The following is a 21,698-nucleotide window of genomic DNA, read 5'->3' on the forward strand; positions in this document are numbered from 1 at the left end:
GGCGGCCCGGCGGCCTGCATTGGTTTAACACAAGAAAAAGGAGTTATTTTTATGAAAAAGCTTGCAATCACCCTCACCGCCCTGACCCTGGCCCTGGCTCTGGCCGCCTGCGGTTCCACCGCCGGCAGCTCCTCCAGCACCGCCACCTCCGGCGCGGCTTCCTCCTCCGCTTCTTCCTCCGCTTCCTCCTCCACCTCTTCCGAGAGCAGCTCCACTGCCGCTGTGGACACCAGCGACCTGACGAGCCTGATGGACGCTCTGTTCAGCGGCATCGCCGAGGACCAGATGCCTATGCTCATGCCCCAGGAGGACGGCAGCAAGTACGCCCCCATCACCGAGGAGAACTCCGAGTACAACACCGGCGTTGCCCTGAGTGCTTATAAGGAGGGCATCTGCGCCGAGGCCGCCATCAGCGCCCAGGCCCATTCCGTCTGCCTGCTGAAGGCCAACAGCGCCGACGAGGCCGCTCAGCTGGCCGAGGATGTGGCTGCCAATGCCAACCCCAACAAGTGGATCTGCGTGGGCGCCGAGCGCACCATCGTTGCCTACTCCGGCGATACCGTGCTGCTGGCCATGAGCTTCAACGATCTGGCCCAGACTGTTCTGGACAACTTCACCGCCCAGTTCGGCGCTGAGAACGTGACCGTTGTGAAGGACGAGGCCAGCGCCGACATGGCCATGCCCGAGGGCGACATGACCTCCGACCCGGTGGCCGCTATGCCTGAGGACGCTTCCGGTGCGCTGTAAGCCGGTTGCGATCAGCTGCGCGGCGGCCGCCCTGCTGCTGGCCGCCGCGCTGGCCCTTCCGCTGGCCGCCCAGCGCCGCCAGCCGGACGAAAACGGAATGTATCAGCAGGAGGGCTACTGGGTGCAGTATCTGGGTGAGCGCAACGAAAAGAGCGCCGATTCCTTTGTAAAAAAGATAAACGGCCTGTGCGACACCCTGCTCACCGAAGAGAACAGCGTCTTTTGCGCCATCATTCCCGATAAATCCCATTACCTGCCGGACGAGGGCTGGCCGGTGCTGGACTACGACGCACTGGCCCGACAGGTGCAGGCCGGGCTGGATGACTCCATCACCTGGATCGGCCTTGCGGACCGCCTTACCCTGACGGACTACTATAAAACCGACGCCCACTGGCGACAGGAAACGCTGCAGCCGGTGGTGGACGCACTGGGCGAGGCCATGGGCTTTTCCCAGGACCTGTCCGGCTGGGAGGAGAATGTGTTCGAGGGCTTTGTGGGCAGCTACGGCAAGTACATCTCCGATCAGGCCGAGCCGGAAACGCTGGTCTGGCTGACCAGCCCGGCCACCGAGGCCGCCCGGGTGGACAACTTCCAGTACCCGGACGCCACCGCGGTTTACGATGTCTCCAAGCTCAGCGGTGCGGGCAGCTACGATGTGTTTCTGAATGGGGCCACCCCCTTGCAGACCATCGAAAACCCGAATGCCGCCACCGACCGGGAGCTGGTGATTTTTCGGGATTCCTTCGCCAGCAGTCTGGCCCCGCTTTTATGCGAACAGTACCGCACCATCACCCTGATCGACCTGCGCTACATGGTCAGTGGTCTGGTGCCCCAATACGTGACCTTCACCGACCAGGACGTGCTGTTTCTGTTCAGCAGCTGGGTGGTGAACGAGAGCGCCATGCTGCGCTGAAACAAGGCCGCTTTTCCGCCCCGGGAAGCCTCGGAACGGAAGGCGGCCTTTTTGTGCGCCCGGTTTGCAAAAGCGGGTGGAGTATGGTAGGATATTTGCAAGAGAATTTTCGCCCGGAAAGGGGGCTTTTAGACATGAAGATCATGGAATCCGCCGAGGATTATCTGGAGACCATCCTGGTGCTTCTGCACCGGAAGGGCCACGTGCGCTCCATCGACATCGCCAACGAGATGTCCTATTCCAAGCCCAGCGTTTCCACCGCCATGAAAAAGCTGCGGGAAAACGGCTACATCCATGTGGACGAGATCGGCCTGATCACCTTGACCGACGAGGGCCGCGCCATCGCCGAGAGCGTGTACGAGCGGCACACCCTGCTCAGCCAGGTGCTCATCGACCTGGGTGTTCCCGAGGACATTGCCCGCGAGGACGCCTGCCGTCTGGAGCACGACCTGCATCCGGTCAGTTTTGAGCGGATCAAGGAATGCTATCATCGCCACAAAAAGGAGGCCTGAACAGGACCATGCCGCGGGCAGCCCATCACTCACCGGGCTGCCCGCCTTCTGCTTTAATATAAACCAAACAGATACGAGGTGTTGTTTGCATGAATTACGAAGAAATCCGTGCCCAGAGCGCACAGGCCGTGCGGGAGCTGCTGGCCGCCGCCAATCTGCGGCCGGGCAGCATTCTGGTGGTGGGCTGTTCCTCCAGCGAGATCGTGGGCAGTCAGATCGGTCACGGCTCCAGTCTGGAGGCCGCACAGGCCGTGTATGAGGGCATTGCCCCGGTGCTGCGCGAGGCCGGGGTCTTCCTGGCCGCTCAGTGCTGCGAGCATCTGAACCGGGCCATCATTCTGGAGGAGGAGGCCCTGCCCGCCGGGGCTGAACCGGTGAATGTGATTCCCCAGCCCAAGGCGGGCGGCAGCTTTGCCACCACCTGCTGGCAGCGGTTTGCCCATCCGGTGGCGCTGGAGACCATCCGGGCGGATGCGGGCATGGACATCGGCGACACCCTGATCGGCATGCATCTGAAGGCAGTGGCCGTGCCGGTGCGTCTGAGCCTGCGCCGCATCGGCGAGGCCAATCTGGTGTGCGCCCGCACCCGCCCCAAATACATCGGCGGCAGCCGGGCTGCCTACGCCGAAGCGTAAAGGAGGCCGCCGCAATGAACGAACTGCATGAACAGCTGGCCCAGCGCACCGCCCAGGTGCGCCGCCGCATGGAGGAAGCCTGCCGCGCCGCCGGGCGTGCGCCCGAATCGGTGCAGCTGTGCGCCGCCAGCAAGACCCAGACCGCCGACACCGTGCACGCCGCCTGGGACGCAGGCATCGATGTATTCGGCGAAAACCGGGTGCAGGAGCTGGTGGAAAAGCGGGCCGCCGGGGCCTACGGCTCCACCCCGCTGCATTTCATCGGCCATCTGCAAACCAACAAGGTGCGCCAGGTGGTGGGCGCGGCAGACCTGATCGAGTCGGTGGATTCCGAGCATCTGCTGCTGGCCGTCCAGAAGGAGGCCGCCCGCCAGGGCATCGTGCAGCCGGTGCTGCTGCAGGTGAACATCGGCGCTGAGGCCAGCAAGGGCGGCGTTGCCCCCGAGGGGCTGACCGCACTTTTAAACCAGGCGGACGGAATGGAGAACCTTCTGGTCAAGGGCCTGATGTGCATTCCCCCGAAGGAGACCGACCCCGCCGCCCAGCGCCGCTGGTTCGCCGCCATGCGTGCCCTCTTCGACGAGGCCGCCGCCCGCAGCTGGACCCGCACCCGCATGGAGATTCTGTCCATGGGCATGAGCGGCGATTTTGAGGCCGCCATTCAGGAGGGCGCCACCCTGGTTCGGGTGGGCACTGCCATCTTCGGACCCAGAGCCTACCCCCTGCCCGCCGAGCCCTGAGCCCCTGTATCTTCTGCCCAAAACAACTTGCTGCCCCGGCCATCCGCCGGGGCTTTTTTGCGCCCGTCTCCCCCGCTGCAATCTGGCAATATACCACAATAAAGTGGTAGCAAAACGCACTGTTCTTCCGCTTTTTCCACAAAACAGGGGCAATTTTCTGCATCTTTTCACCAAGCTTTTTGCCATGGATTTGCCCCCACCGCACACAATTGCCGAACCTTGCCCCAAACCCTTGCAATGCAGCCAAAGCGTTGTATACTTTTATTTATATTGCAAAATCGTTCTGTCCTTTTGAACAAAGGCGTTTGGGAGCGATGGGAAAGGCGGTCGTTTTGGATGAAACAGTTTAAGGTGCCGCGCAGGCTGAGGAACCTGCTGCTGGTGCTGGCGGGCAACGCCCTTTATGCCCTGGCGGTGGACATGTTCGTGCTTCCCTGCGGGCTGATTACCGGCGGTACCACCGGCCTGGCCCTGATTGGCCAGCACTGGCTGGGCATCTCCATCTCCACCTTCGTGATGATCTCCAACGTAATCATGTTCATTCTGGGCGCGGCGGTCATGGGCCGCTGGTTTGCCTTCAACACGGCGGTGTCCACCTTCTGCTACCCCATTTTCCTGGAGCTGTTCAGCTGGATTCCCGGCATTGGCGACATGACCCGCGACCCCATGCTGGCCACCGTGTTCGCCGGTGTGATGATCGGCGCGGCCATCGGCCTGGTGATCGGCGCGGGCGCTTCCAGCGGCGGTATGGACATTCCACCCATTGTGGCCAACAAGTTCTGGGGTGTGCCCATCTCGGTGGTCATGTACGGGCTGGACTTTGCCATCCTCATCGGGCAGATGTTCTTCGCCGAGAACCGGGAGCAGATTCTCTACGGCATCCTGCTGGTGCTGCTCTACACCATCGTGCTGGACAAGGTGGTGCTGATGGGCCACTCCAAGATTCAGGTGAAGATCCTCAGCGAAAAGAGCGACGAGATCCGCCAGCTGATTCTGAAGGTTCTGGACCGGGGCTGCACCCTGCTGCACGCCCAGACCGGCTACGCCCGCAACGAGTGGGACATGGTGCTTACCGTCATCACCAACCGGGAGCTGGCCAAGCTGAACCACCTGGTGCAGGAGGTGGACCCCCAGGCCTTCATCATCATCGACTCGGTGAATGAGGTGCACGGCCGCGGCTTCACCCTGCGCAAACAATACAAGTAAATCTTTGCTTTCTGATGCGTCTCATCTGAGACGCATCTTTTTTTGCTCTTTTGAGGGCATGCCTTCAGTTTTTTGCATTTTTTTGCTTGTTATCTTGACATTTTGCTTCGGGTGTGGTAAAAAGAATCAGGCATTTGTTAGTCAGAGCTAACTAAATGCAGTTTAAACTAACCAATTACAGTCGCGGCTAACCGCCGCGTGACCACTATCACCAGGAGGACACACTGCCTTGATGATTAACAAACGGCTGATCGGGATGGTCAGCGATTCCAAACAGCACATTGCAAAAAACGTGGCGTTCCAGTGGGCGGCGCTGGCGGCGAACATCGCCATGCTGCTCACCATCGCCCGGTATCTTTCCCGGCTGATGGCCGGGCAGCCCGCCTCGCTGGCGGCCACCCTGCTGGTGGCGGCTGCCGCCGCGGCGGTCCGCTTTGTCTGCGCAAGGCAGGCGGCGGTCTGCTCCTACCGGGCCAGCCGCAGCGCCAAGCAGGCGCTGCGCCGCACCATTCTGGAAAAGCTTTTGCGGCTGGGGCCGGGCTATTCCAGCCGGGTCTCCACCTCCGAGGTGGTACAGGTGACGGTGGAGGGCGCCGAGCAGCTGGAAAGCTACTTCGGCGCGTATCTGCCCCAGTTCTTCTACAGCCTGCTGGCCCCGCTGACCCTGTTCTGCGTGCTGGCCCCCATCAGCCTTTCGGCGGCGGTGGTGCTGCTGATCTGCGTGCCGCTGATCCCGGTTTCCATCGCGCTGGTGCAGACCTTCGCCAAAAAGCTGCTGGCCCGCTACTGGGGCCAGTACACCGCATTGGGCGACAGCTTTCTGGAAAACCTGCAGGGCCTGACCACCCTGAAAATCTATCAGGCGGACGAGGAACGCCACCGGCGGATGAACGAGGAGGCCGAGCGCTTCCGGCGCATCACCATGAAGGTGCTCACCATGCAGCTGAACTCCATCACCATCATGGATCTGGTGGCCTACGGCGGCGCGGCGCTGGGCATCATCGTGGCCGCCCGGCAGTTCGCCGCCGGGCAGATCGGTCTGTTCGGCTGCTTTGCAATCATCATGCTCTCGGCGGATTTCTTCCTGCCCATGCGTCTGCTGGGCTCCTACTTCCACATTGCCATGAACGGCATGGCCGCCTCCGAGAAGATCTTCAAGCTGCTGGATCTGCCGGAGCCCCAGGCCAAGACCGGCGTGATCGACCCCGCCGACTGCACCCTGCGCTGTGAGGATGTGCGCTTTGCCTACGATGCCGAGCGCCCCATTCTGAAGGGCGTGGATCTGGAGCTGCCCCGCACCGGTCTGGTGGCCCTGGTGGGCGAATCCGGCTGCGGCAAATCCACCCTGGCGGGCCTGCTGGCCGGTCGTCTGGAGGGCTATGCGGGCAGCATCACAGTAGGTGGTCAGCCCCTGAGCGAGATCAGCCTGGAAAGCCGGATGAAGCAGATCACCACCGTGGGCTTTGCCGCCCGGCTGTTCAAGGGCACCGTGGCCGAGAACCTGCGCATGGCGAAGCCCGATGCCAGCGACGAAGCCCTGTGGCAGGCGCTGGAGCAGGTAAAGCTGGCGGATTTCCTGCGCAGCGAACAGGGGCTGGAGACCCCGGTGGCCGAAAAGGGCGCCAACTTCTCCGGCGGTCAGTGCCAGCGGCTTGCCCTGGCCCGTGCCCTTCTGCACGACAGCCCCATCTATCTTCTGGACGAAGCCACCTCCAACATCGACGTGGAGAGTGAAAATCAAATCATGGCCCTGGTGCACCGGCTGGCCGAGACCAAGGCGGTGCTGCTCATCTCCCACCGGCTGGCCAACGTGACCGGCGCGAAACGCATCTACGCGCTGGAGGAGGGCCGGGTGGCAGGCTGCGGCACCCATGCCCAGCTGCTGGCCGCCTGCCCCTGCTATCAGCGGCTGTGGAACAGCCAGCAGGCGCTGGAACACTACACCCCCGACACCCAACAGGAGGCTCTTGCATGAAAAAACGTTCTGATCTGGCGGTAATGCTCCGGCTCGTGGGACTGGTCAAGCCGCTGATGGGCTTCATGGCCCTTGCCATCGCCATGGGCGTGGCGGGCTTTCTGTGCGCCCAGTTCATTCCTATCTTCGGCGGCTTCGCCATTGTGAAGGCACGGGGCGGCGCGGGCTTGCCCGCTCTGGGCGTGCTGTTCGCCTGCATGGGCGTGTTTGCTCTGGCCCGCGGCGTGCTGCGCTACGCCGAGCAGGCCTGCAACCACTACATCGCCTTCAAGCTGCTGGCCCTCATCCGTGACAAGGTCTTCGGTGCGCTGCGCCGCTTGGCCCCCGCCAAGCTGGACGGCCGGGACAAGGGCGACCTGATCGCGGTCATCACCTCGGACATCGAGCTTCTGGAGGTCTTTTACGCCCACACCCTCTCCCCCATTGCCATCGCGGCCATCATGTCGGTGATCATGACCATCTTCATCGGCAGCTACCACTGGCTGCTGGGCCTGATTGCCGCCCTGGGCTTTTTCGCCGTGGGCGTGGTGGTGCCGGTACTGGCCGCCCGCTTCGGCGGCAGCCGGGGTCTGGAATACCGCACCCAGGCCGGCGCGCTGAGCGCCTTTGTGCTGGACAGCCTGCGCGGCCTGGGCGAGCTGCTGCAGTACGACGCGGGCCAGCGCCGTCTGGACGAGCTGGATGCACGCACCGGCAGCCTGCTGGCCACCGAGAAGAAGATGAAAACCGCGCTGGGCACTGCCACCGCCTGCACCGGCGCGCTGATCTGGCTGTTCTCCCTCTCCATGCTGGCGGCGGGCAGCCTGCTATACACCAATGGTCTGATCGGCTTTGACGGGGTGCTGATTCCCCTGATCGCCATTCTCAGCTCCTTCGGGCCGGTGGTGGCGCTGGCCAATCTGGGCAGCACCCTGCAGCAGACCTTCGCCGCCGCCAACCGGGTGCTGGACATTCTGGACGAGGAGCCGGTGGTGGCGGAAAACACCACCGGGCGCACCATTCCCTTCACCGGCGCGGCCTGCGACAATGTGAGCTTCACCTACCAGGCCGAGCCCATTCTGAAAAACGTGAGCCTGACCCTGCCGGAGAACAAAATCATCGGCATCACCGGCCGCAGCGGCAGCGGCAAGTCCACCCTGCTCAAGCTGCTCATGCGCTTCTGGGACGTGGGCAGCGGCCAGGTGGCCATTTCCGGCGAGGATGTGAAAAACATCCGCACCGCGGCATTGCCCGGGCCTTTTTGCACGACGCGCCCCTCATCCTGCTGGATGAGCCCACCAGCAACCTGGACAGCCTGAACGAGGCGGTGATCCTGCAAAGCCTGCACCGCCAGCGCAAGGGCAAGACGGTGGTGCTGGTCAGCCACCGGGCCTCCACCATGCGCATTGCCGACACCACCTACAGCGTGGAGCACGGGCGGCTCAGCTGAACCGCCCCACTCCGGCGCCACACAGAAAGGATTGTTTGTTTATGAAATACCTCTACATTGCATTGGGTCTTGTCTGCCTGGCGCTGGGCGCCGTGGGTGCGGTGCTCCCTCTTCTGCCCGCCACTCCCTTTTTGCTGGGCACCTGCTTCTTCTTCGCCAAGGGCAGCGACCGGCTGAACCGGTGGTTTCTGTCCACCAAGCTGTACCAGAAGAACTTCAAGAGCTTCCGGGAGCAGCGGGCCATGACCTGGCGCACCAAGATCGGTATCATGGTCACCGTGACCCTGACCATGAGCATCGGCTTCATTATGATGCACGAGGTGCTCATCGGCCGCATCGTGCTGGGCTGCGTGTGGCTGTTCCATGTGTACTACTTCATCTTCCGCATCCGCACTCTGGACGCGGAGTAAACAAAAAACGAGTGAGTTCCCGCGGGAACTCACTCGTTTTTCTGTATCCAAAGGCTGCAATCAGCCCAGCTCTTTTTTCACCAGCTCGGCCAGATGGTCGGCGATGGCCTGGATCTCGCTCTCGTCCTGGCCCTCCACCATCACGCGGATCAGCGGCTCGGTGCCGCTCACACGAACCAGTACCCGGCCGGTATCGCCCAGGGCCTCCTTCTGCTGGCGGATGGCCTCCTTGATCACGTCGTTGTTGTAGAATTCCAGCTTGCCCTCGGCGCTCACGGTCACGTTCACCATCACCTGAGGCAGACGGGTCATCACCTTCGCCAGCTCAGACAGGGGCTTTTGGCACCGCTTGAGCAGGCACAGCAGCTGGATGGCGGTGAGCTGACCGTCGCCGGTGGTGGCGAAATCCCGGAAGATGATGTGGCCGCTCTGCTCGCCGCCCAGGGTGTAGCCCTCCAGCTCCATCTCCTCCAGCACGTAGCGGTCGCCCACCTTGGTGGCGGCGAACTTCATGCCGTTGGCCTCGCAGAACCGGGCAAAGCCCAGATTGGTGAGCACGGTGCCCACAATGGTGGACCGGCGCAGCTTGCCCCGCTGCTGCATATCCAGGCCGCAGATGGCCATGATGTAGTCGCCGTCCACCACTTCGCCGGTCTCATCCACAAACAGGCAGCGGTCCGCGTCGCCGTCAAAGGCAACACCCGCGTCCACCTTATGGGTGCGCACGTAGTCCTGCAGCTGCTCCAGATGGGTGGAGCCGCAGCCCTCGTTGATGTTCACGCCGTCCGGCGCGTCGTGCAGGATCACCGCATTGGCGCCCAGCTCCTCGAACAGGGTGCGGGCGGTGGCGCTGGCGGAACCGTTGGCGCAGTCCACCACGATGTTCATCCCCTCCAGCGAGTAGGGGATGGTGCTTTTCAGATGCTCGATGTAATCCCGTGCGCCGGTGGTGCAGTGGCTGATCTGGCCCAGGTTCTCGCCCTTGGCGTAGGTGAAGTCGTTTTTCTCGATCAGCCGCTCGATCTGTTCCTCCAGCTCATCCGGCAGCTTAAAGCCGTCGCCGTTGAAGATCTTGATGCCGTTGAAGGCGTAGGGGTTATGGCTGGCGGAGATCATCACGCCCGCGTCCGCCTTGTACTTGCCCACCAGGTAGGCCACCGCCGGGGTGGAAAGCACGCCCAGGTCGATCACATCCGCACCCACCGAGCACAGGCCCGCGGCCAGTGCAGCGCCCAGCATATCGCTGGAGATGCGGGTGTCCTTTCCCATCACCACCAAAGGACGGCGGCGGCGGCCATAGGCCAGCACGGTAGCGGCGGCACGGCCGATGGCCATTGCCAGCTCACAGGTCATATCCTCGCCGGCAATGCCGCGCACGCCGTCGGTTCCAAACAGTCTGCCCATATTCCAAACACTCCTCTGATTTTCTCAAGTACGGGGTACGATGTGCTGCGCGTCCTTGTAGATATGGCCCGGGGCCACCACGCCCCGCACGCAGCTGGTGGGATAGATCTGGCAGCGGCGGCCCAGCACCGAGCCGGGGCACAGCACACTGTTGCAACCCACCTCGGCCTCGTCGCCCACCAGAGCGCCCAGCTTTTTGCGGCCGGTCACCAGGATCTCGCCCTCCTGGCGGATGCACACCAGGGATTTGTCGCTCTTCAGGTTGCTGGTCACAGCGCCCGCGCCCATGTGGGCCTTGTAGCCCAGAATGGAATCGCCCACATAATTGAAATGGGGCACCTGCGCGCCGTCGAACAGGATGCAGTTCTTCAGCTCCACGCTGTTGCCCACCACGGCGCCCGCGCCCACCAGAGCGCTGCCCCGGATGAAGGCGCAGTGACGCACCTCGGCCTCCGGGCCGATGATGCAGGGCCCGGCCAGCGATGCACTGGGAGCCACCTTCGCGGTTTTCGCCACCCACACGCCGGGGGCGGGCTGGTCATATTCCTCACTGGGCAGGCTTTTGCCCAGCTGCTCGATAAAGCCCTTCAGTTCGTCCAGCACTTCCCAGGGGCGCTCCTTGCCTTCAAACAGCGGAGCGGCCAGGGTGTGGGAAAGATCGAACAACGCTTCGGTACGGCAGACATCCATACAGCAGATGCTCCTTTCAAAAAATCACTTGAATAAATTATAATCATCGTATTTTTAAAATACAACTTGAAAATATAAAAAACGCGGACGAAAAAACAAATTCAGTGGAAGTTACGAATTTTTCATCAAAGAAGCACCCAAAATTGTCACAAAAATCCTCGAAATTTTAATAATTAGCCTCTTTATTCGCAAAAGAGCCCCATACATCTTACTCAGATGCAGGGGCTCTTTTTGTATGAAATCGGGCCGACCGGCTTATTTCTGCTGTGCCTTGGCTCCGGCGGCCAGCCAGCGCATCCGGCTGAGATAGACCACCAGACTGGCCAGAGGGCCCAGAATATCCGAGATGGGCTCGGCGTAAAAGGCCGCCATACCGCCGAACAGGGCGGGCAAAATGAACAGCGGCACAAAGTAGGCCAGCTTGCGGAAAAAGGAAAGAGGCAGCGAATAGCGCATCATGCCCATGCCGGTGAAGCCGTCGATGATGGTGTACTGCAGCCCCAGCGGAATCACCGCCAGCGTGCAGATGCGGATGGCCCGCACCGCCAGAGGCAGCACCTGGGCATCCTGAGTGAAGATGGAGGCAAAGGCCCCGGGCAGCAGCTGACCCGCCGCGCAGAGCAGCGCCGTATACCCAAGGCTCAACGCCAGGATGAACTTCTGCGCCTGGAGGATGCGGTCCGGCCGGCCCGCGCCGTAGTTGAAGCCCAGAATGGAGCCGGTGCCGCCGGTGATGCCGCCCAGCGGCATGGTGACCACCAGCATGAAGCTCTGGGAGATGGTGGCCGCCGCCACCAGCAGATCGCCCTCGGTGGGGCCGCCGTACTTCTGCAGCAGGGCGTTCAGGGCGATGATCATCACATTATCAAAGGCGATGATGGCAAAGGGGGTGAAGCCGGTGGCCAGCACACGGCCCATCACCCGCAGATCATAGCCGCCGAAGGTGATGTGGATGGGCGGAGTTTTGCTAAACAGAAAACGCAGCACGAACAAACAGCTGCCCAACTGGCTGAGAATGGTGGCCAGCGCCGCGCCGGTCACGCCCATGTCCAGCACAAAGATGAACACCGGGTCCAGCAGAATGTTCAGCACCGCGCCCAGCATCACCGACTGCATGCCTTTTTTGGCAAAGCCCTGACAGATGATAAACTGGTTCATACCGGTGGAAAGCAGAGCGAAGGGAGTGCCCAGCAGATACACGGTATAATACGCCATGGCGTATGGCAGGGTGGAACCGCTTGCGCCAAACAGCAGCAGCGTCTGCTCCCGGGTGGCAAGAGCCAGCGCCATGAGCACCACCGAAAGGCCGCAGAGCATCAGAAAGCAGTTGGCCAGAATCTTCTGGGCGGCTTTCTGATCGCCCGCACCCATGCGGATGCTCATTAAGGGCGAACCGCCCACGCCCACAAGGAAGGCCACCGAGCCGATCATGGTCACAATGGGCCCGCAGACACCCGCGCCCGCCAGAGCCAGCTTGCCCACCTCGGCAATGTTGCCGATGTACATCCGGTCCACCACGCTGTACAATACGCTCACAAACTGCGCCAGCATACTGGGGATGGCAATGCGCAGCACCAGCTGCGGAATGGGGTCCCGCCCCAGATCGTTTTCCAGTTTTGCAGCCTGTTTCGCCATGGATTTTTCCACTCCTGTTTGGTGTGATGGTTTTGCAGCGCAAGCGCCGCCCGGCTATTATAGCATTCCCCAATGGGAAAGTAAAGCGGTCCGCCGCCGGGAAAATCCGGCAGCGGCCCGCTTAGCTTTTTCTCTTCTCAATCACAGGTTTTTCAGGATGGCGTCGCCCATTTCCGAGCAGCTCACCGGGGTGCAGCCCTCGGCCATCATATCGCCGGTGCGCAGGCCCGCGTCCAGCGCCTTATTGACCGCGGCCTCGATGGCAGCGGCCTCCTCGTCCAGATCGAAACTGTATTTCAGCATCATGGCGGCGGAGAGGATGGTGCCGATGGGGTTGGCCTTGTTCTGGCCCGCGATGTCCGGCGCGGAGCCGTGGATGGGCTCATACAGGCCCCGGCTGCCCTCGCCCAGGCTGGAGGAGGGGATCATGCCAATGGAGCCGGTGATCATGCTGGCCTCGTCGGACAGAATGTCGCCGAACATGTTCTCGGTGACCACCACATCAAACTGGCTGGGGTCCTTCACGATCTGCATGGCGGTGTTGTCCACCAGCATGTCGGCATACTCCACATCCGGGTACTCCTCCGCCAGCCGGTGCATCACCTTGCGCCACAGGCGGCTGGTGTCCAGCACGTTGGCCTTGTCCACGCTGGTGACCTTGCTGCGGCGCTTGCGGGCGGTCTCGAAGGCAATGCGGCCGATGCGCTCGATCTCGTGCTCGGCGTAGCTCATCACATCGGTGGCCTTCTGCTCGCCGCCGCATTCCGCGGTGGTGTGGCTGCCGAAGTACACGCCGCCGATCAGCTCCCGCACCACAATGAAGTCGATGCCCTTTTCCACGATCTCCGGCTTCAGGGGGCTGGCAGCCGCCAGCTGGGGCCAGAGCTTGGCCGGGCGGTTGTTGGCATAAAGGCCCATGCCCGCCCGCAGGGCCAGCAGGCCCTTCTCCGGGCGCTTGTCGCCGGGCAGGCCGTCCCACTTGGGGCCGCCCACCGCGCCCAGCAGCACGCTGTCCGCCGCGAGGCACTTGTCCAGCATGGCGGCGGGCAGCGGCTCGCCCCATTTGTCGATGGCGATGCCGCCCATGTCCACATCGGTATAGGTAAAGGTGTGGCCGTATTTTGCAGCCACCGCGTCCAGCACCCGCAGGGCCTGGTCCACAATCTCAGGGCCGATGCCGTCGCCCCGGATCACTGCGATTTGCTTTTCCATGGGAATCTCCCTCTCTTTTCTGTATTTACTGCCTGATGCTGTTCATCAGCCCGCCTGCCTTGATGATCTCCTGAATGAAGGGCGGGAAGGGCTGGGCCTGGAAGGTCTGGCCGGTGGTCTCGTCGGTGATGACGCCGGTGTCGAAATCCACATGGACCTTGTCCCCCGCCCGGATGGCCTCGCTTGCCGCCGGGCATTCCAGAATGGGCAGGCCGATGTTGATGGCGTTGCGGTAGAAGATGCGGGCGAAGGTGGCCGCGATCACGCAGGAGACCCCCGCCGTTTTGATGGCCAGGGGCGCATGCTCCCGGCTGGAGCCGCAGCCGAAGTTGGCGCCGCCCACCATGATATCGCCGGGCTGGACCTTCTTCACAAAATCGGGGTCGATGTCCTCCATGCAGTGAGCCGCCAGCTCCTTTGCGTCGGGGGTGTTCAGGTACCGGGCCGGGATGATCACGTCGGTGTCCACATTGTCCGGATATTTATGTACAAAACCGTTTGCCTGCATTGGTGATTCCGCCTTTCTTATTCCGCAATGGTGCGGGGGTCGGTGATAAAGCCGGTAATAGCACTGGCCGCCGCGGTGGCGGGGCTGGCCAGATAGACCTCGCTCTCCACATGACCCATGCGGCCCACGAAGTTCCGGTTGGTGGTGGAGATGCAGCGCTCGCCCTGGGCCAGAATGCCCATGTAGCCGCCCAGGCAGGGCCCGCAGGTGGGAGTGGAAACCACGCAGCCCGCGTCGATGAAATCGGTGGTCCAGCCCCGCAGGATGCACTCCTTGTAAATGGCCATGGTGGCGGGGATGATGATGGCCCGCACGCCGGGGGCGATGTGCTTGCCCTTCAATACCTTCCAGGCGGCCTCCATATCCTCCAGACGGCCGTTGGTGCAGCTGCCGATGACCACCTGGTCGATCTTCATGTCCTTGCCGTCGGCGGCGGGCTTGGTGTTCTCGGGCAGATGTGGCCAGGCCACGGTGGGCTCCAGCGCGGAGAGGTCGATCTCGATGGTCTGCTCGTATTCCGCGTCCTCGTCCGCCTCGTACACGGTCCAGGGGCGCTGGCTGCGGCCGGTGAGATACTGGGTGGTCACCTCGTCCACCGGGAAGATGCCGTTCTTCGCGCCCGCCTCAATGGCCATGTTGCAGATGCAGAGCCGGTCGTCCATGGTCAAGCTGGCCACACCGGGGCCGGTGAACTCCATGCTCTTGTACAAAGCGCCGTCCACGCCGATCATGCCGATGATGTGCAAAATCAGGTCCTTGCCGCTCACCGGGGGCTGCAGCTGGCCTTTGAGCACAAAACGGATGGCGGCGGGGACTTTAAACCAGCATTTGCCGGTGGCCATGCCCGCGGCCATGTCGGTGCTGCCCACACCGGTGGAGAAGGCGCCCACCGCACCGTAGGTGCAGGTGTGGCTGTCCGCACCGATGATGCAGTCACCGGCGGTCACGATGCCTTTTTCCGGCAGCAGGGCATGCTCGATGCCCATCTGGCCCACATCGTAGAAGTTCAGGATGTCGTATTTGTTGGCAAAGTCCCGGCACTGCTTGGACTGCTGGGCGGCCTTGATGTCCTTGTTGGGCACAAAGTGGTCCAGCACGATGTTGATGCGGGTCTTGTCGAACACGCTGGTGAAGCCCGCCTTGTTGAACTCGTTGATGGCCACCGGGGTGGTGATATCGTTGCCCAGCACCTCGTCCAGCCGGGCGCTGATCAGCTGGCCCGCCTCCACCTTGTCCAGCCCGGCGTGGGCGGCCAGAATCTTCTGCGTCATTGTCATTCCCATGATCGTTTCTTCCCCTTTATTTGTTGTTGGCCGCGCTGACCATTGCCTTGATGCCCGCGCGGATGATGTCGGTGTCGGTTCCGGCGCCCCAGGTCACGGTGCCGTCGCCCCAGCGCAGGCCCACATAGGCCGCCGCCTCACTGGTGGAGCCGTGCTGCAGGCTGTGCTCGGAATAGGTCTCGATGGTGAAATCCTGGCCGGTGGCCGCCTTCAATGCGTTGCACACCGCGTCCAGACGGCCGTTGCCCTGGGCGCTGCTCTCTTTGGTGGAGCCTTCCGGCATGGCGACTGTGATGGCCGCGAAGATGCCGTTTTTCTGAATGAAGTGGGCATCCGGAATGTCCACCGGAGTGCATTTGTTCAAATAGGTATCGTAGAACACCTGGGCCACCTCGTCGGGCGAAAGCTCCTTGTGGGCGTGGTCCGAGATGGATTTGACCGTGTAGCCGAAATGCTCCCGCATCTTGGGGGGCAGATCGTAGCCGAACTTCTGCTGCAGCAAAAATCCGATGCCGCCCTTACCGCTCTGGCTGTTGATGCGGATCACATCGCCGTCATACGTACGGCCGATGTCGGTGGGGTCGATGGGGATGTAAGGCACGTTCCACTGGTGCAGCCCCTTTTCCTTGCGCCAGTTCATGCCCTTGGCGATGGCGTCCTGATGGCTGCCGCTGAAGGCCGCGAACACCAGTGCGCCCGCGTAGGGGGTGCGCTCGTACACATGCATCCGGGTCACACGCTCATACAGCTCCACGATGGAGGGCATATCGCTGAAATCCAGCTTCGGGTCCACGCCATGGGTGTACAGGTTCATGGCCAGGGTGATCAGGTCCACATTGCCGGTGCGCTCACCGTTGCCGAACAGGGTGCCCTCCACCCGGTCCGCGCCGGCCAGCAGGGCCAGCTCGGTGTCGGCCACACCGCAGCCCCGGTCATTGTGGGGGTGCAGGCTGAGCACCACGCTGTCGCGGTATTTCAGGTTGTCGCTCATGTATTCGATCTGGTTGGCGTAGATGTGGCTCATGCTCATGGCCACGGTCACCGGCAGGTTGATGATCATGGGCTTTTCCGGGGTGGGCTGCATGATGTCCAGCACCGCGTTGCAGACCTCCAGCGCATATTCCGGCTCGGTGCCGGTGAAGCTTTCCGGGCTGTATTCAAACCGGAAGTTGCCCGGGTACTCGGCGGCCAGCTGCTTGACCAGGGCCGCGCCGTCGGTGGCGATCTTCTTGATCTCCTCCTTGCTCTTCTTGAACACCTGCTCCCGCTGAGCCACGCTGGTGGAATTGTAGAAATGGATCACTGCGCTGGGCGCGCCCTGCACCGCCTCGAAGGTCTTGCGGATGATGTGGTCCCGGCACTGGGTGAGCACCTGCACGGTCACGTCCTCGGGGATCATGTTCTGCTCGATCAGGGTGCGCAGGAACTCGTACTCGGTCTCGCTGGCGGCGGGGAAGCCCACCTCGATCTCCTTGAAGCCGATCTTCACCAGCAGCTGGAAGAACTCCAGCTTTTCCTCCAGGCTCATGGGCACGATCAGGCTCTGGTTGCCGTCCCGCAGGTCCACGCTGCACCAGGCTGGGGCCTTTTCGATGTGGTCCTTGTGCACCCAGCGGTACTCGGTCTTGGGCGGGTTGTAGTAGCCGATCTGATACTTGCTGACATCCATCATAAAACAATCGCTCCTTATTTTGTTTTGCCTGCGGGGCGGATGCAGACAAAAAGGCCCTCGTCTCTCAAGGGTCTTTGCCCCTGAGAGACGAGGGCCACATCGTTCATGTAAGCTCCCGCGGTACCACTCTCATTGCTGTGTGTCAGCCGCTCTGTACGGTCGGCGGACAATGCCGCGAACCGCGCCCCGGATAACGGTGGGGTTCCGCCCTGACCTACTGACCGCCTTTCACAAAGCAGAGTTCCGCCGGGTGCTCAGGGGCCAGTATACAGATTCCGCGCCGCTGCCTCGCACCGACCGGCAGCTCTCTGAAGGCGTATGGGCTCTGCTTTTTCCCCGTCCACGCATTTGGATTTTTATCTTGGTAGTAGTTTAACGCATTAAATCCAGTTTGTCAACCCTGTTTTTCGCCGCCCAGCATCCATTTTACCAGTTCCACCGCCGGGATCACCGCTGCCGCCAGCGCCAGACTCAGGCCGTACTGGGCCGGACGCAGGGCTGCAAAGCCGAAGGCAGCTGCGGCCGGGGGCCAGAGCAGCACCCCGGTGGTGAGGGCCAGACTACCCGCCAGCGCCGCCCAGAGGTAGGGGTTTTCTCCCTGCTGGGCAAAGATGCTTCCCCGGCGGCTGCGCAGGTTAAAGCTGTGGAACAGCTCGGCCATGCTCATGGTGAGGAAGGCCATGGTCACCCCCAGCTGGCTTTGCGCCACCTGCCAGAGGCCGGTCTCCAGCCGCACCCCCGCAAAGTATGCCCCCAGTGTGAGCGCCGTGACCAGTGCCCCCTGCCACAGCCCATCCACACCCAGCCCCCCGGCGAAGATGCCCTGCCCCCGGGGGCGGGGCGGCCGGTGCATGCTGCCCGGCTCCGCCTGCTCCATGCCCAGCGCCAGCGCGGGGAAGCAATCGGTGATCAGATTGATCCAGAGCAGATGCACCGGCTCCAGCAGGCGAATGCCCAGCAGGGTTGCCAGAAAGATGCTGGCCACCTCGCTCATGTTGGAGGCCAGCAGAAACTGGATGGCCTTGCGAATGTTCTCGTAAATGCGCCGCCCCTCGGCCACCGCTGCGGCGATGGTGGCGAAGTTGTCATCCGCCAGCACCATATCCGCCACGTTCTTGGTCACATCGGTGCCGGTGACGCCCATGCCCACGCCGATGTCCGCCGCCTTCACCGCCGGGGCGTCGTTCACCCCGTCGCCGGTCATGGCGGTCACGCAACCCCGCTGCTGCCAGGCCCGCACAATGCGTGCCTTGTGCTGGGGCTGCACCCGGGCGTACACCGAAAACTCCGGGGCTCTGCGCCGCAGCTCCTCGTCGCTCATGGCGTCCAGCGCCGCGCCGGTGACCACCTGCCCCGCGCTGCTCACCAGCCCCAGCGTGCGGCCGATGGCGGCGGCGGTGTCCGGGTGGTCGCCGGTGATCATCACGGTGCGGATGCCCGCCGACCGACAGACCCGCACCGCCCCCGGCACCTGGGGCCGCACCGGGTCCAGCATGCCCACCAGCCCCAGAAACACCAGCTGATTTTCCGCCGCGGCGGGCGTTAAGGGGGCGGGCAGCTTTTCCCACCGGCGGCAGGCCGCCGCCAACACCCGCAGCGCCTGAGCCGCCATCCGCCGGTTCTCGGCCAGAATGCGGCTGCGGTCCGCCTGGGTCAGGGGTCGGGGCTGGCCGTCCTGCATCCAGTGGGTGCATTTTTGCAGCAGCACATCCGGCGCGCCCTTGGTGTACTGGACGATGCCTCCCCCCTGCTTATGAAAGGTGCTCATGCACTTGCGTTCACTGTCGAAGGGCAGCTCGGCCACCCGGGGCTGAGCCGCCGCCAGCGCCGCCTTGCGCAGTCCCAGGCGGGCGGCGTATTCCACCAGCGCGCATTCGGTGGCCTCGCCCTGCGCCGTGCCGTCCGGCTCCAGCTCCGCGTCGGTGCAGAGGGCCAGGGCGGTGGCCAGCGGCTTCTGCGGACCGTGGCAGCTCTGCACCTCCATCCGGTTCTGGGTGAGGGTGCCGGTCTTATCGGTGCAGATCACCTGAGCACAGCCCAGCGCCTCCACCGCGGTCAACCGCCGGATCACCGCCCCCTGGCGGCTCATGCGGGTCACCCCCACCGAGAGCACGATGGTCACCACCGCCGCCAGACCCTCCGGCACCGCGGCCACCGCCAGACTTACCGCCACCAGAAAAGTGTCCAGCACGGTGGGCAGATCCACACTGCCATTTCGCCACAGACTGAACCCGAACAAAAACACACAGATGGCCAGCACCAGCGCGCTCAGGGCCCGGCTCAGGCCCGCCAGCGTCTGCTGCAGGGGCGTTTTGCCCTGGGCGGTCTCAGCCAGCGCCCCGGCGATGCGGCCCATCTCGGTGTTCATGCCGGTGGCGGTGACCAGCAGCTTGCCCCGGCCATACCGCACTGTGCTGCCCAGATAGGCCATGCACCGACGCTCGGCCAGCGGGGTGTTTGCCGCCGCCGGGCGGGTGTTCTTTTCCACCGGCAGGCTCTCGCCGGTGAGAGCCGCCTCCTCGGTGCGCAGGCTCACGCATTCCAGCAGCCGCCCGTCCGCCGGAACTGCGTCCCCGGCCTCCAGCAATACCACATCCCCCGGCACCAGCTCTTCACTGGCCACCTCCAGCGGACGGCCGCCCCGCAGCACCCGGCTGTGGGCCGCCGTGAGCTTCTGCAGCGCCTGGATGGCCTGCTCGGCCTTGTGCTCCTGATAAACGCCCAACACCCCGTTGATGACCACCACCGCCAGGATGATGAATACATCCGCGAAGCTCTCCCCTGCCACGGCCGCCGCCCCGCCGGACACCGCCGCCGCGGCCAGCAGCACCACGATCATGGGGTCGGCCATCTGCTGCAAAAAACGCTGGAACAGCCCGGCCTGCTTTTGTTCCTTCAGTCGGTTGGGGCCGCACTCGGTCAGGCGGCGGGCGGCCTCTGCTCCGCTCAGCCCCTGACAGCTGCTTTTTGCCCGCCCCAGCGCGGCCTCGGTCTCCAGCTGATACCATTCCATTCCCTCGTCCTCCTTTTTCCGCAACCGGTTCTTTTCAGTGTATGCGGCAGAAAAGCGGGGCATGAATGGGAAAAGCCGCCCGTTTTTGATATATTTCAATCAATTTATACAATTCGTATATCAAATGAACAAAAGAAAACCGCCCCGGCCAGAACCGGGGCGGCGAAATGCAAAGCTTATTTGATGCGCAGGATGCTCTGGATGAGCAGCACGCCCACCAGGATGGGCAGCACAAAGGTCACATAGCCGCGCACCCAATTGGGTACCTTGGGACCAACGCCCTGGTTGGCCTCCTCCTGGTAGTTCTTGAAGCCCCAGCCCACGCGGCTGACGCAGAACAGCAGGTAGACCAGCGAGCCGCCGGGCAACAGGATGTTGCTGACCAGGTAGTCCTCCAGATCCAGCACCGCGGTGCCGGCCTCAAAGGGCACGAAGCCGCTCCACACATTGTAGCCCAGAATGCAGGGCATGGAGATGATGGCCACGATGATGCCGTTCACCAGCGCGGCCTTTTTGCGGCTCCAGCCGGAAAGGTCGATGGTGCAGGCCAGAATGTTCTCGAACACCGCCACGATGGTGGAGAAGGAGGCAAAGCTCATGAACAAAAAGAACAGGGTGCCCCACACACGGCCCGCCGCCATGGAGTTGAACACGTTGGGCAGGGTCATGAAGATCAGCGGAGGGCCGCTGTCCACGGGAACATCGTAGGCAAAGCAGGCCGGGAAGATGATCAGACCGGACACAAAGGCCACGAAGGTGTCCAGAATGGCAATGTTAATGGACTCGCCCAGCAGCCGCCGCTCCCGGCCCAGATAGCTGCCGAAGATCAGCATGGCGCCGATGCCCAGGCTCAACGTAAAGAAGCTCTGGTTCATGGCAGCGGTGATGGTGCCCAGAATACCGGTCTCCTGCACCTTGCTCAGATCCGGCACCAGATAAAAGCGGATGCCCTCGGAGGCACCGGGCAGAAACAGACTGTTCACCGCCAGCACCACCATGATGACCAGCAGGGCCACCATCATCCATTTGGTGATGCGCTCCACGCCCTTCTGCAGGCCGAAGGAGCAGATCACAAAGCCCAGCACCACAATAATGAGCATCCACACGGTCATGGTCACCGGCTGGGTGAGCATACCGGAGAAGGCGCTGTCGATGCCAGCCTTATCCAGCCCGCTCATCTCACCGGTGAGGAACCGGTAGAAGTAATAGAGCATCCAGCCCGCCACGGTGGTGTAAAAGGCCATGAGCACATAGTTGCCCAGCATGGCAAAGATGCCGTGCCAGTGCCACTTGGACCCCTTTGGCTCCAGCTCCTGATAGGCCTTGATGCAGCTTTTGCGGCTGGCCCGGCCGATGGCAAACTCCATGGTCAGCACGGGAATGCCCACCACTGCCAGAAAAAACACATACAGCAGCACAAACAGGCCGCCGCCATTCTGGCCGACCACATAGGGGAAGCGCCACACGTTGCCGATGCCAATGGCGCACCCGGCACTGAGCAGCAGAAAGCCCAGCCGGGAACCGAATTTTTCACGTTGCATAATTCTCTTCCTCTCGCCGTTCGTTGATCCGCACCGGGCGTCGCGCTCCGCAAGCACTTTGCTGCAGTACCTCTTTATTATACATTCACAGTACAGTGACTACAAGCCATAAGCCGCATTTTGTGACTTTTTGTGACAAACAAAAATCGCCGTGCCCGCCCGGGCAAACTGCC

General features: G+C 62.7%; 19 protein-coding genes. 10 read left to right on the forward strand and 9 right to left on the reverse strand.

What is annotated here, in order from left to right:
• Positions 1 to 51: 51 nt before the first annotated feature.
• The 10 genes from J7G73_RS04835 (at position 52) to J7G73_RS04875 (ending at position 8,567) form a co-directional block, all read left to right on the forward strand.
• Entirely contained in the window at positions 52 to 747 is a 696-nt protein-coding gene (locus J7G73_RS04835; RefSeq protein WP_087295079.1) for a hypothetical protein, read from the forward strand.
• Complete coding sequence (locus J7G73_RS04840) at positions 737 to 1,660, forward strand: DHHW family protein (RefSeq protein WP_291245449.1); 924 nt, start codon at positions 737 to 739, stop codon at positions 1,658 to 1,660. Before J7G73_RS04835 ends, J7G73_RS04840 begins: the two co-directional genes overlap by 11 nt.
• A gap of 134 nt (positions 1,661 to 1,794) precedes the next feature.
• On the forward strand, positions 1,795 to 2,172 hold the full coding sequence (locus J7G73_RS04845) for a metal-dependent transcriptional regulator (protein WP_087295082.1): 378 nt from the start codon (positions 1,795 to 1,797) through the stop codon (positions 2,170 to 2,172).
• A gap of 89 nt (positions 2,173 to 2,261) precedes the next feature.
• Positions 2,262 to 2,807: a TIGR01440 family protein gene (locus J7G73_RS04850; protein ID WP_291245450.1), complete on the forward strand. Its 546-nt coding sequence runs from the start codon at positions 2,262 to 2,264 to the stop codon at positions 2,805 to 2,807.
• Positions 2,808 to 2,821: 14 nt separating this feature from the next.
• Positions 2,822 to 3,547, forward strand: coding sequence for a YggS family pyridoxal phosphate-dependent enzyme (locus J7G73_RS04855; RefSeq protein ID WP_291245451.1), 726 nt, complete (start codon positions 2,822 to 2,824; stop codon positions 3,545 to 3,547).
• Positions 3,548 to 3,883: 336 nt separating this feature from the next.
• A complete protein-coding gene (locus J7G73_RS04860) occupies positions 3,884 to 4,753 on the forward strand; it encodes a YitT family protein (RefSeq protein WP_087295088.1) in 870 nt (289 codons plus the stop codon).
• Positions 4,754 to 4,985: 232 nt separating this feature from the next.
• A complete protein-coding gene (locus J7G73_RS04865) occupies positions 4,986 to 6,728 on the forward strand; it encodes an ABC transporter ATP-binding protein/permease (RefSeq protein ID WP_291245464.1) in 1,743 nt (580 codons plus the stop codon).
• On the forward strand, positions 6,725 to 8,026 hold the full coding sequence (locus tag J7G73_RS04870) for an amino acid ABC transporter ATP-binding/permease protein (protein WP_367113951.1): 1,302 nt from the start codon (positions 6,725 to 6,727) through the stop codon (positions 8,024 to 8,026). Before J7G73_RS04865 ends, J7G73_RS04870 begins: the two co-directional genes overlap by 4 nt.
• Entirely contained in the window at positions 7,969 to 8,157 is a 189-nt protein-coding gene (locus tag J7G73_RS13680) for a hypothetical protein (protein WP_367113952.1), read from the forward strand. Before J7G73_RS04870 ends, J7G73_RS13680 begins: the two co-directional genes overlap by 58 nt.
• A gap of 41 nt (positions 8,158 to 8,198) precedes the next feature.
• Positions 8,199 to 8,567: a YbaN family protein gene (locus J7G73_RS04875; RefSeq protein ID WP_087184461.1), complete on the forward strand. Its 369-nt coding sequence runs from the start codon at positions 8,199 to 8,201 to the stop codon at positions 8,565 to 8,567.
• A gap of 60 nt (positions 8,568 to 8,627) precedes the next feature.
• Here the strand turns inward: J7G73_RS04875 and glmM are convergent, their stop codons facing one another.
• The 9 genes from glmM to J7G73_RS04920 all read right to left on the reverse strand — a co-directional run bounded on the left by glmM (position 8,628) and on the right by J7G73_RS04920 (position 21,525).
• Positions 8,628 to 9,971: a phosphoglucosamine mutase gene (glmM, locus tag J7G73_RS04880; protein ID WP_087295094.1), complete on the reverse strand. Its 1,344-nt coding sequence runs from the start codon at positions 9,969 to 9,971 to the stop codon at positions 8,628 to 8,630.
• Positions 9,972 to 9,995: 24 nt separating this feature from the next.
• Entirely contained in the window at positions 9,996 to 10,661 is a 666-nt protein-coding gene (locus J7G73_RS04885) for a UDP-N-acetylglucosamine pyrophosphorylase (protein WP_291245452.1), read from the reverse strand.
• A gap of 255 nt (positions 10,662 to 10,916) precedes the next feature.
• Entirely contained in the window at positions 10,917 to 12,296 is a 1,380-nt protein-coding gene (locus J7G73_RS04890; RefSeq protein ID WP_291245453.1) for an MATE family efflux transporter, read from the reverse strand.
• Positions 12,297 to 12,437: 141 nt separating this feature from the next.
• On the reverse strand, positions 12,438 to 13,508 hold the full coding sequence (leuB, locus tag J7G73_RS04895) for a 3-isopropylmalate dehydrogenase (RefSeq protein ID WP_291245454.1): 1,071 nt from the start codon (positions 13,506 to 13,508) through the stop codon (positions 12,438 to 12,440).
• Between the two features lie 25 nt (positions 13,509 to 13,533).
• Complete coding sequence (gene leuD, locus J7G73_RS04900; RefSeq protein ID WP_291245455.1) at positions 13,534 to 14,016, reverse strand: 3-isopropylmalate dehydratase small subunit; 483 nt, start codon at positions 14,014 to 14,016, stop codon at positions 13,534 to 13,536.
• Positions 14,017 to 14,033: 17 nt separating this feature from the next.
• On the reverse strand, positions 14,034 to 15,299 hold the full coding sequence (leuC, locus tag J7G73_RS04905; protein ID WP_291245456.1) for a 3-isopropylmalate dehydratase large subunit: 1,266 nt from the start codon (positions 15,297 to 15,299) through the stop codon (positions 14,034 to 14,036).
• A gap of 16 nt (positions 15,300 to 15,315) precedes the next feature.
• The gene (locus J7G73_RS04910) at positions 15,316 to 16,971 is read right to left on the reverse strand and encodes a 2-isopropylmalate synthase (RefSeq protein ID WP_291245457.1); all 1,656 of its coding nucleotides are present in this window, start codon (positions 16,969 to 16,971) and stop codon (positions 15,316 to 15,318) included.
• A gap of 394 nt (positions 16,972 to 17,365) precedes the next feature.
• Complete coding sequence (locus J7G73_RS04915; protein WP_291245458.1) at positions 17,366 to 19,984, reverse strand: cation-translocating P-type ATPase; 2,619 nt, start codon at positions 19,982 to 19,984, stop codon at positions 17,366 to 17,368.
• Positions 19,985 to 20,160: 176 nt separating this feature from the next.
• On the reverse strand, positions 20,161 to 21,525 hold the full coding sequence (locus J7G73_RS04920) for a sodium-dependent transporter (RefSeq protein WP_291245459.1): 1,365 nt from the start codon (positions 21,523 to 21,525) through the stop codon (positions 20,161 to 20,163).
• Positions 21,526 to 21,698: the final 173 nt, after the last annotated feature.

This window comes from Allofournierella sp. (assembly GCF_017889395.1).
Classification (GTDB): domain Bacteria; phylum Bacillota; class Clostridia; order Oscillospirales; family Ruminococcaceae; genus Allofournierella.

Bases quoted from the DNA above. Each gene is read 5' to 3' on its own strand.
- leuD (WP_291245455.1), bottom strand. From the start codon at position 14,016: ATGCAGGCAAACGGTTTTGTACATAAATATCCGGACAATGTGGACACC.
- J7G73_RS04870 (WP_367113951.1), top strand. From the start codon at position 6,725: ATGAAAAAACGTTCTGATCTGGCGGTAATGCTCCGGCTCGTGGGACTG.
- J7G73_RS04855 (WP_291245451.1), top strand. From the start codon at position 2,822: ATGAACGAACTGCATGAACAGCTGGCCCAGCGCACCGCCCAGGTGCGC.
- J7G73_RS04845 (WP_087295082.1), top strand. From the start codon at position 1,795: ATGAAGATCATGGAATCCGCCGAGGATTATCTGGAGACCATCCTGGTG.
- J7G73_RS04835 (WP_087295079.1), top strand. From the start codon at position 52: ATGAAAAAGCTTGCAATCACCCTCACCGCCCTGACCCTGGCCCTGGCT.
- J7G73_RS04890 (WP_291245453.1), bottom strand. From the start codon at position 12,296: ATGGCGAAACAGGCTGCAAAACTGGAAAACGATCTGGGGCGGGACCCC.
- leuB (WP_291245454.1), bottom strand. From the start codon at position 13,508: ATGGAAAAGCAAATCGCAGTGATCCGGGGCGACGGCATCGGCCCTGAG.
- J7G73_RS04875 (WP_087184461.1), top strand. From the start codon at position 8,199: ATGAAATACCTCTACATTGCATTGGGTCTTGTCTGCCTGGCGCTGGGC.
- J7G73_RS04920 (WP_291245459.1), bottom strand. From the start codon at position 21,525: ATGCAACGTGAAAAATTCGGTTCCCGGCTGGGCTTTCTGCTGCTCAGT.
- J7G73_RS04915 (WP_291245458.1), bottom strand. From the start codon at position 19,984: ATGGAATGGTATCAGCTGGAGACCGAGGCCGCGCTGGGGCGGGCAAAA.
- J7G73_RS04850 (WP_291245450.1), top strand. From the start codon at position 2,262: ATGAATTACGAAGAAATCCGTGCCCAGAGCGCACAGGCCGTGCGGGAG.
- J7G73_RS04860 (WP_087295088.1), top strand. From the start codon at position 3,884: ATGAAACAGTTTAAGGTGCCGCGCAGGCTGAGGAACCTGCTGCTGGTG.
- J7G73_RS04885 (WP_291245452.1), bottom strand. From the start codon at position 10,661: ATGGATGTCTGCCGTACCGAAGCGTTGTTCGATCTTTCCCACACCCTG.
- leuC (WP_291245456.1), bottom strand. From the start codon at position 15,299: ATGGGAATGACAATGACGCAGAAGATTCTGGCCGCCCACGCCGGGCTG.
- J7G73_RS04865 (WP_291245464.1), top strand. From the start codon at position 4,986: ATGATTAACAAACGGCTGATCGGGATGGTCAGCGATTCCAAACAGCAC.
- glmM (WP_087295094.1), bottom strand. From the start codon at position 9,971: ATGGGCAGACTGTTTGGAACCGACGGCGTGCGCGGCATTGCCGGCGAG.
- J7G73_RS04910 (WP_291245457.1), bottom strand. From the start codon at position 16,971: ATGATGGATGTCAGCAAGTATCAGATCGGCTACTACAACCCGCCCAAG.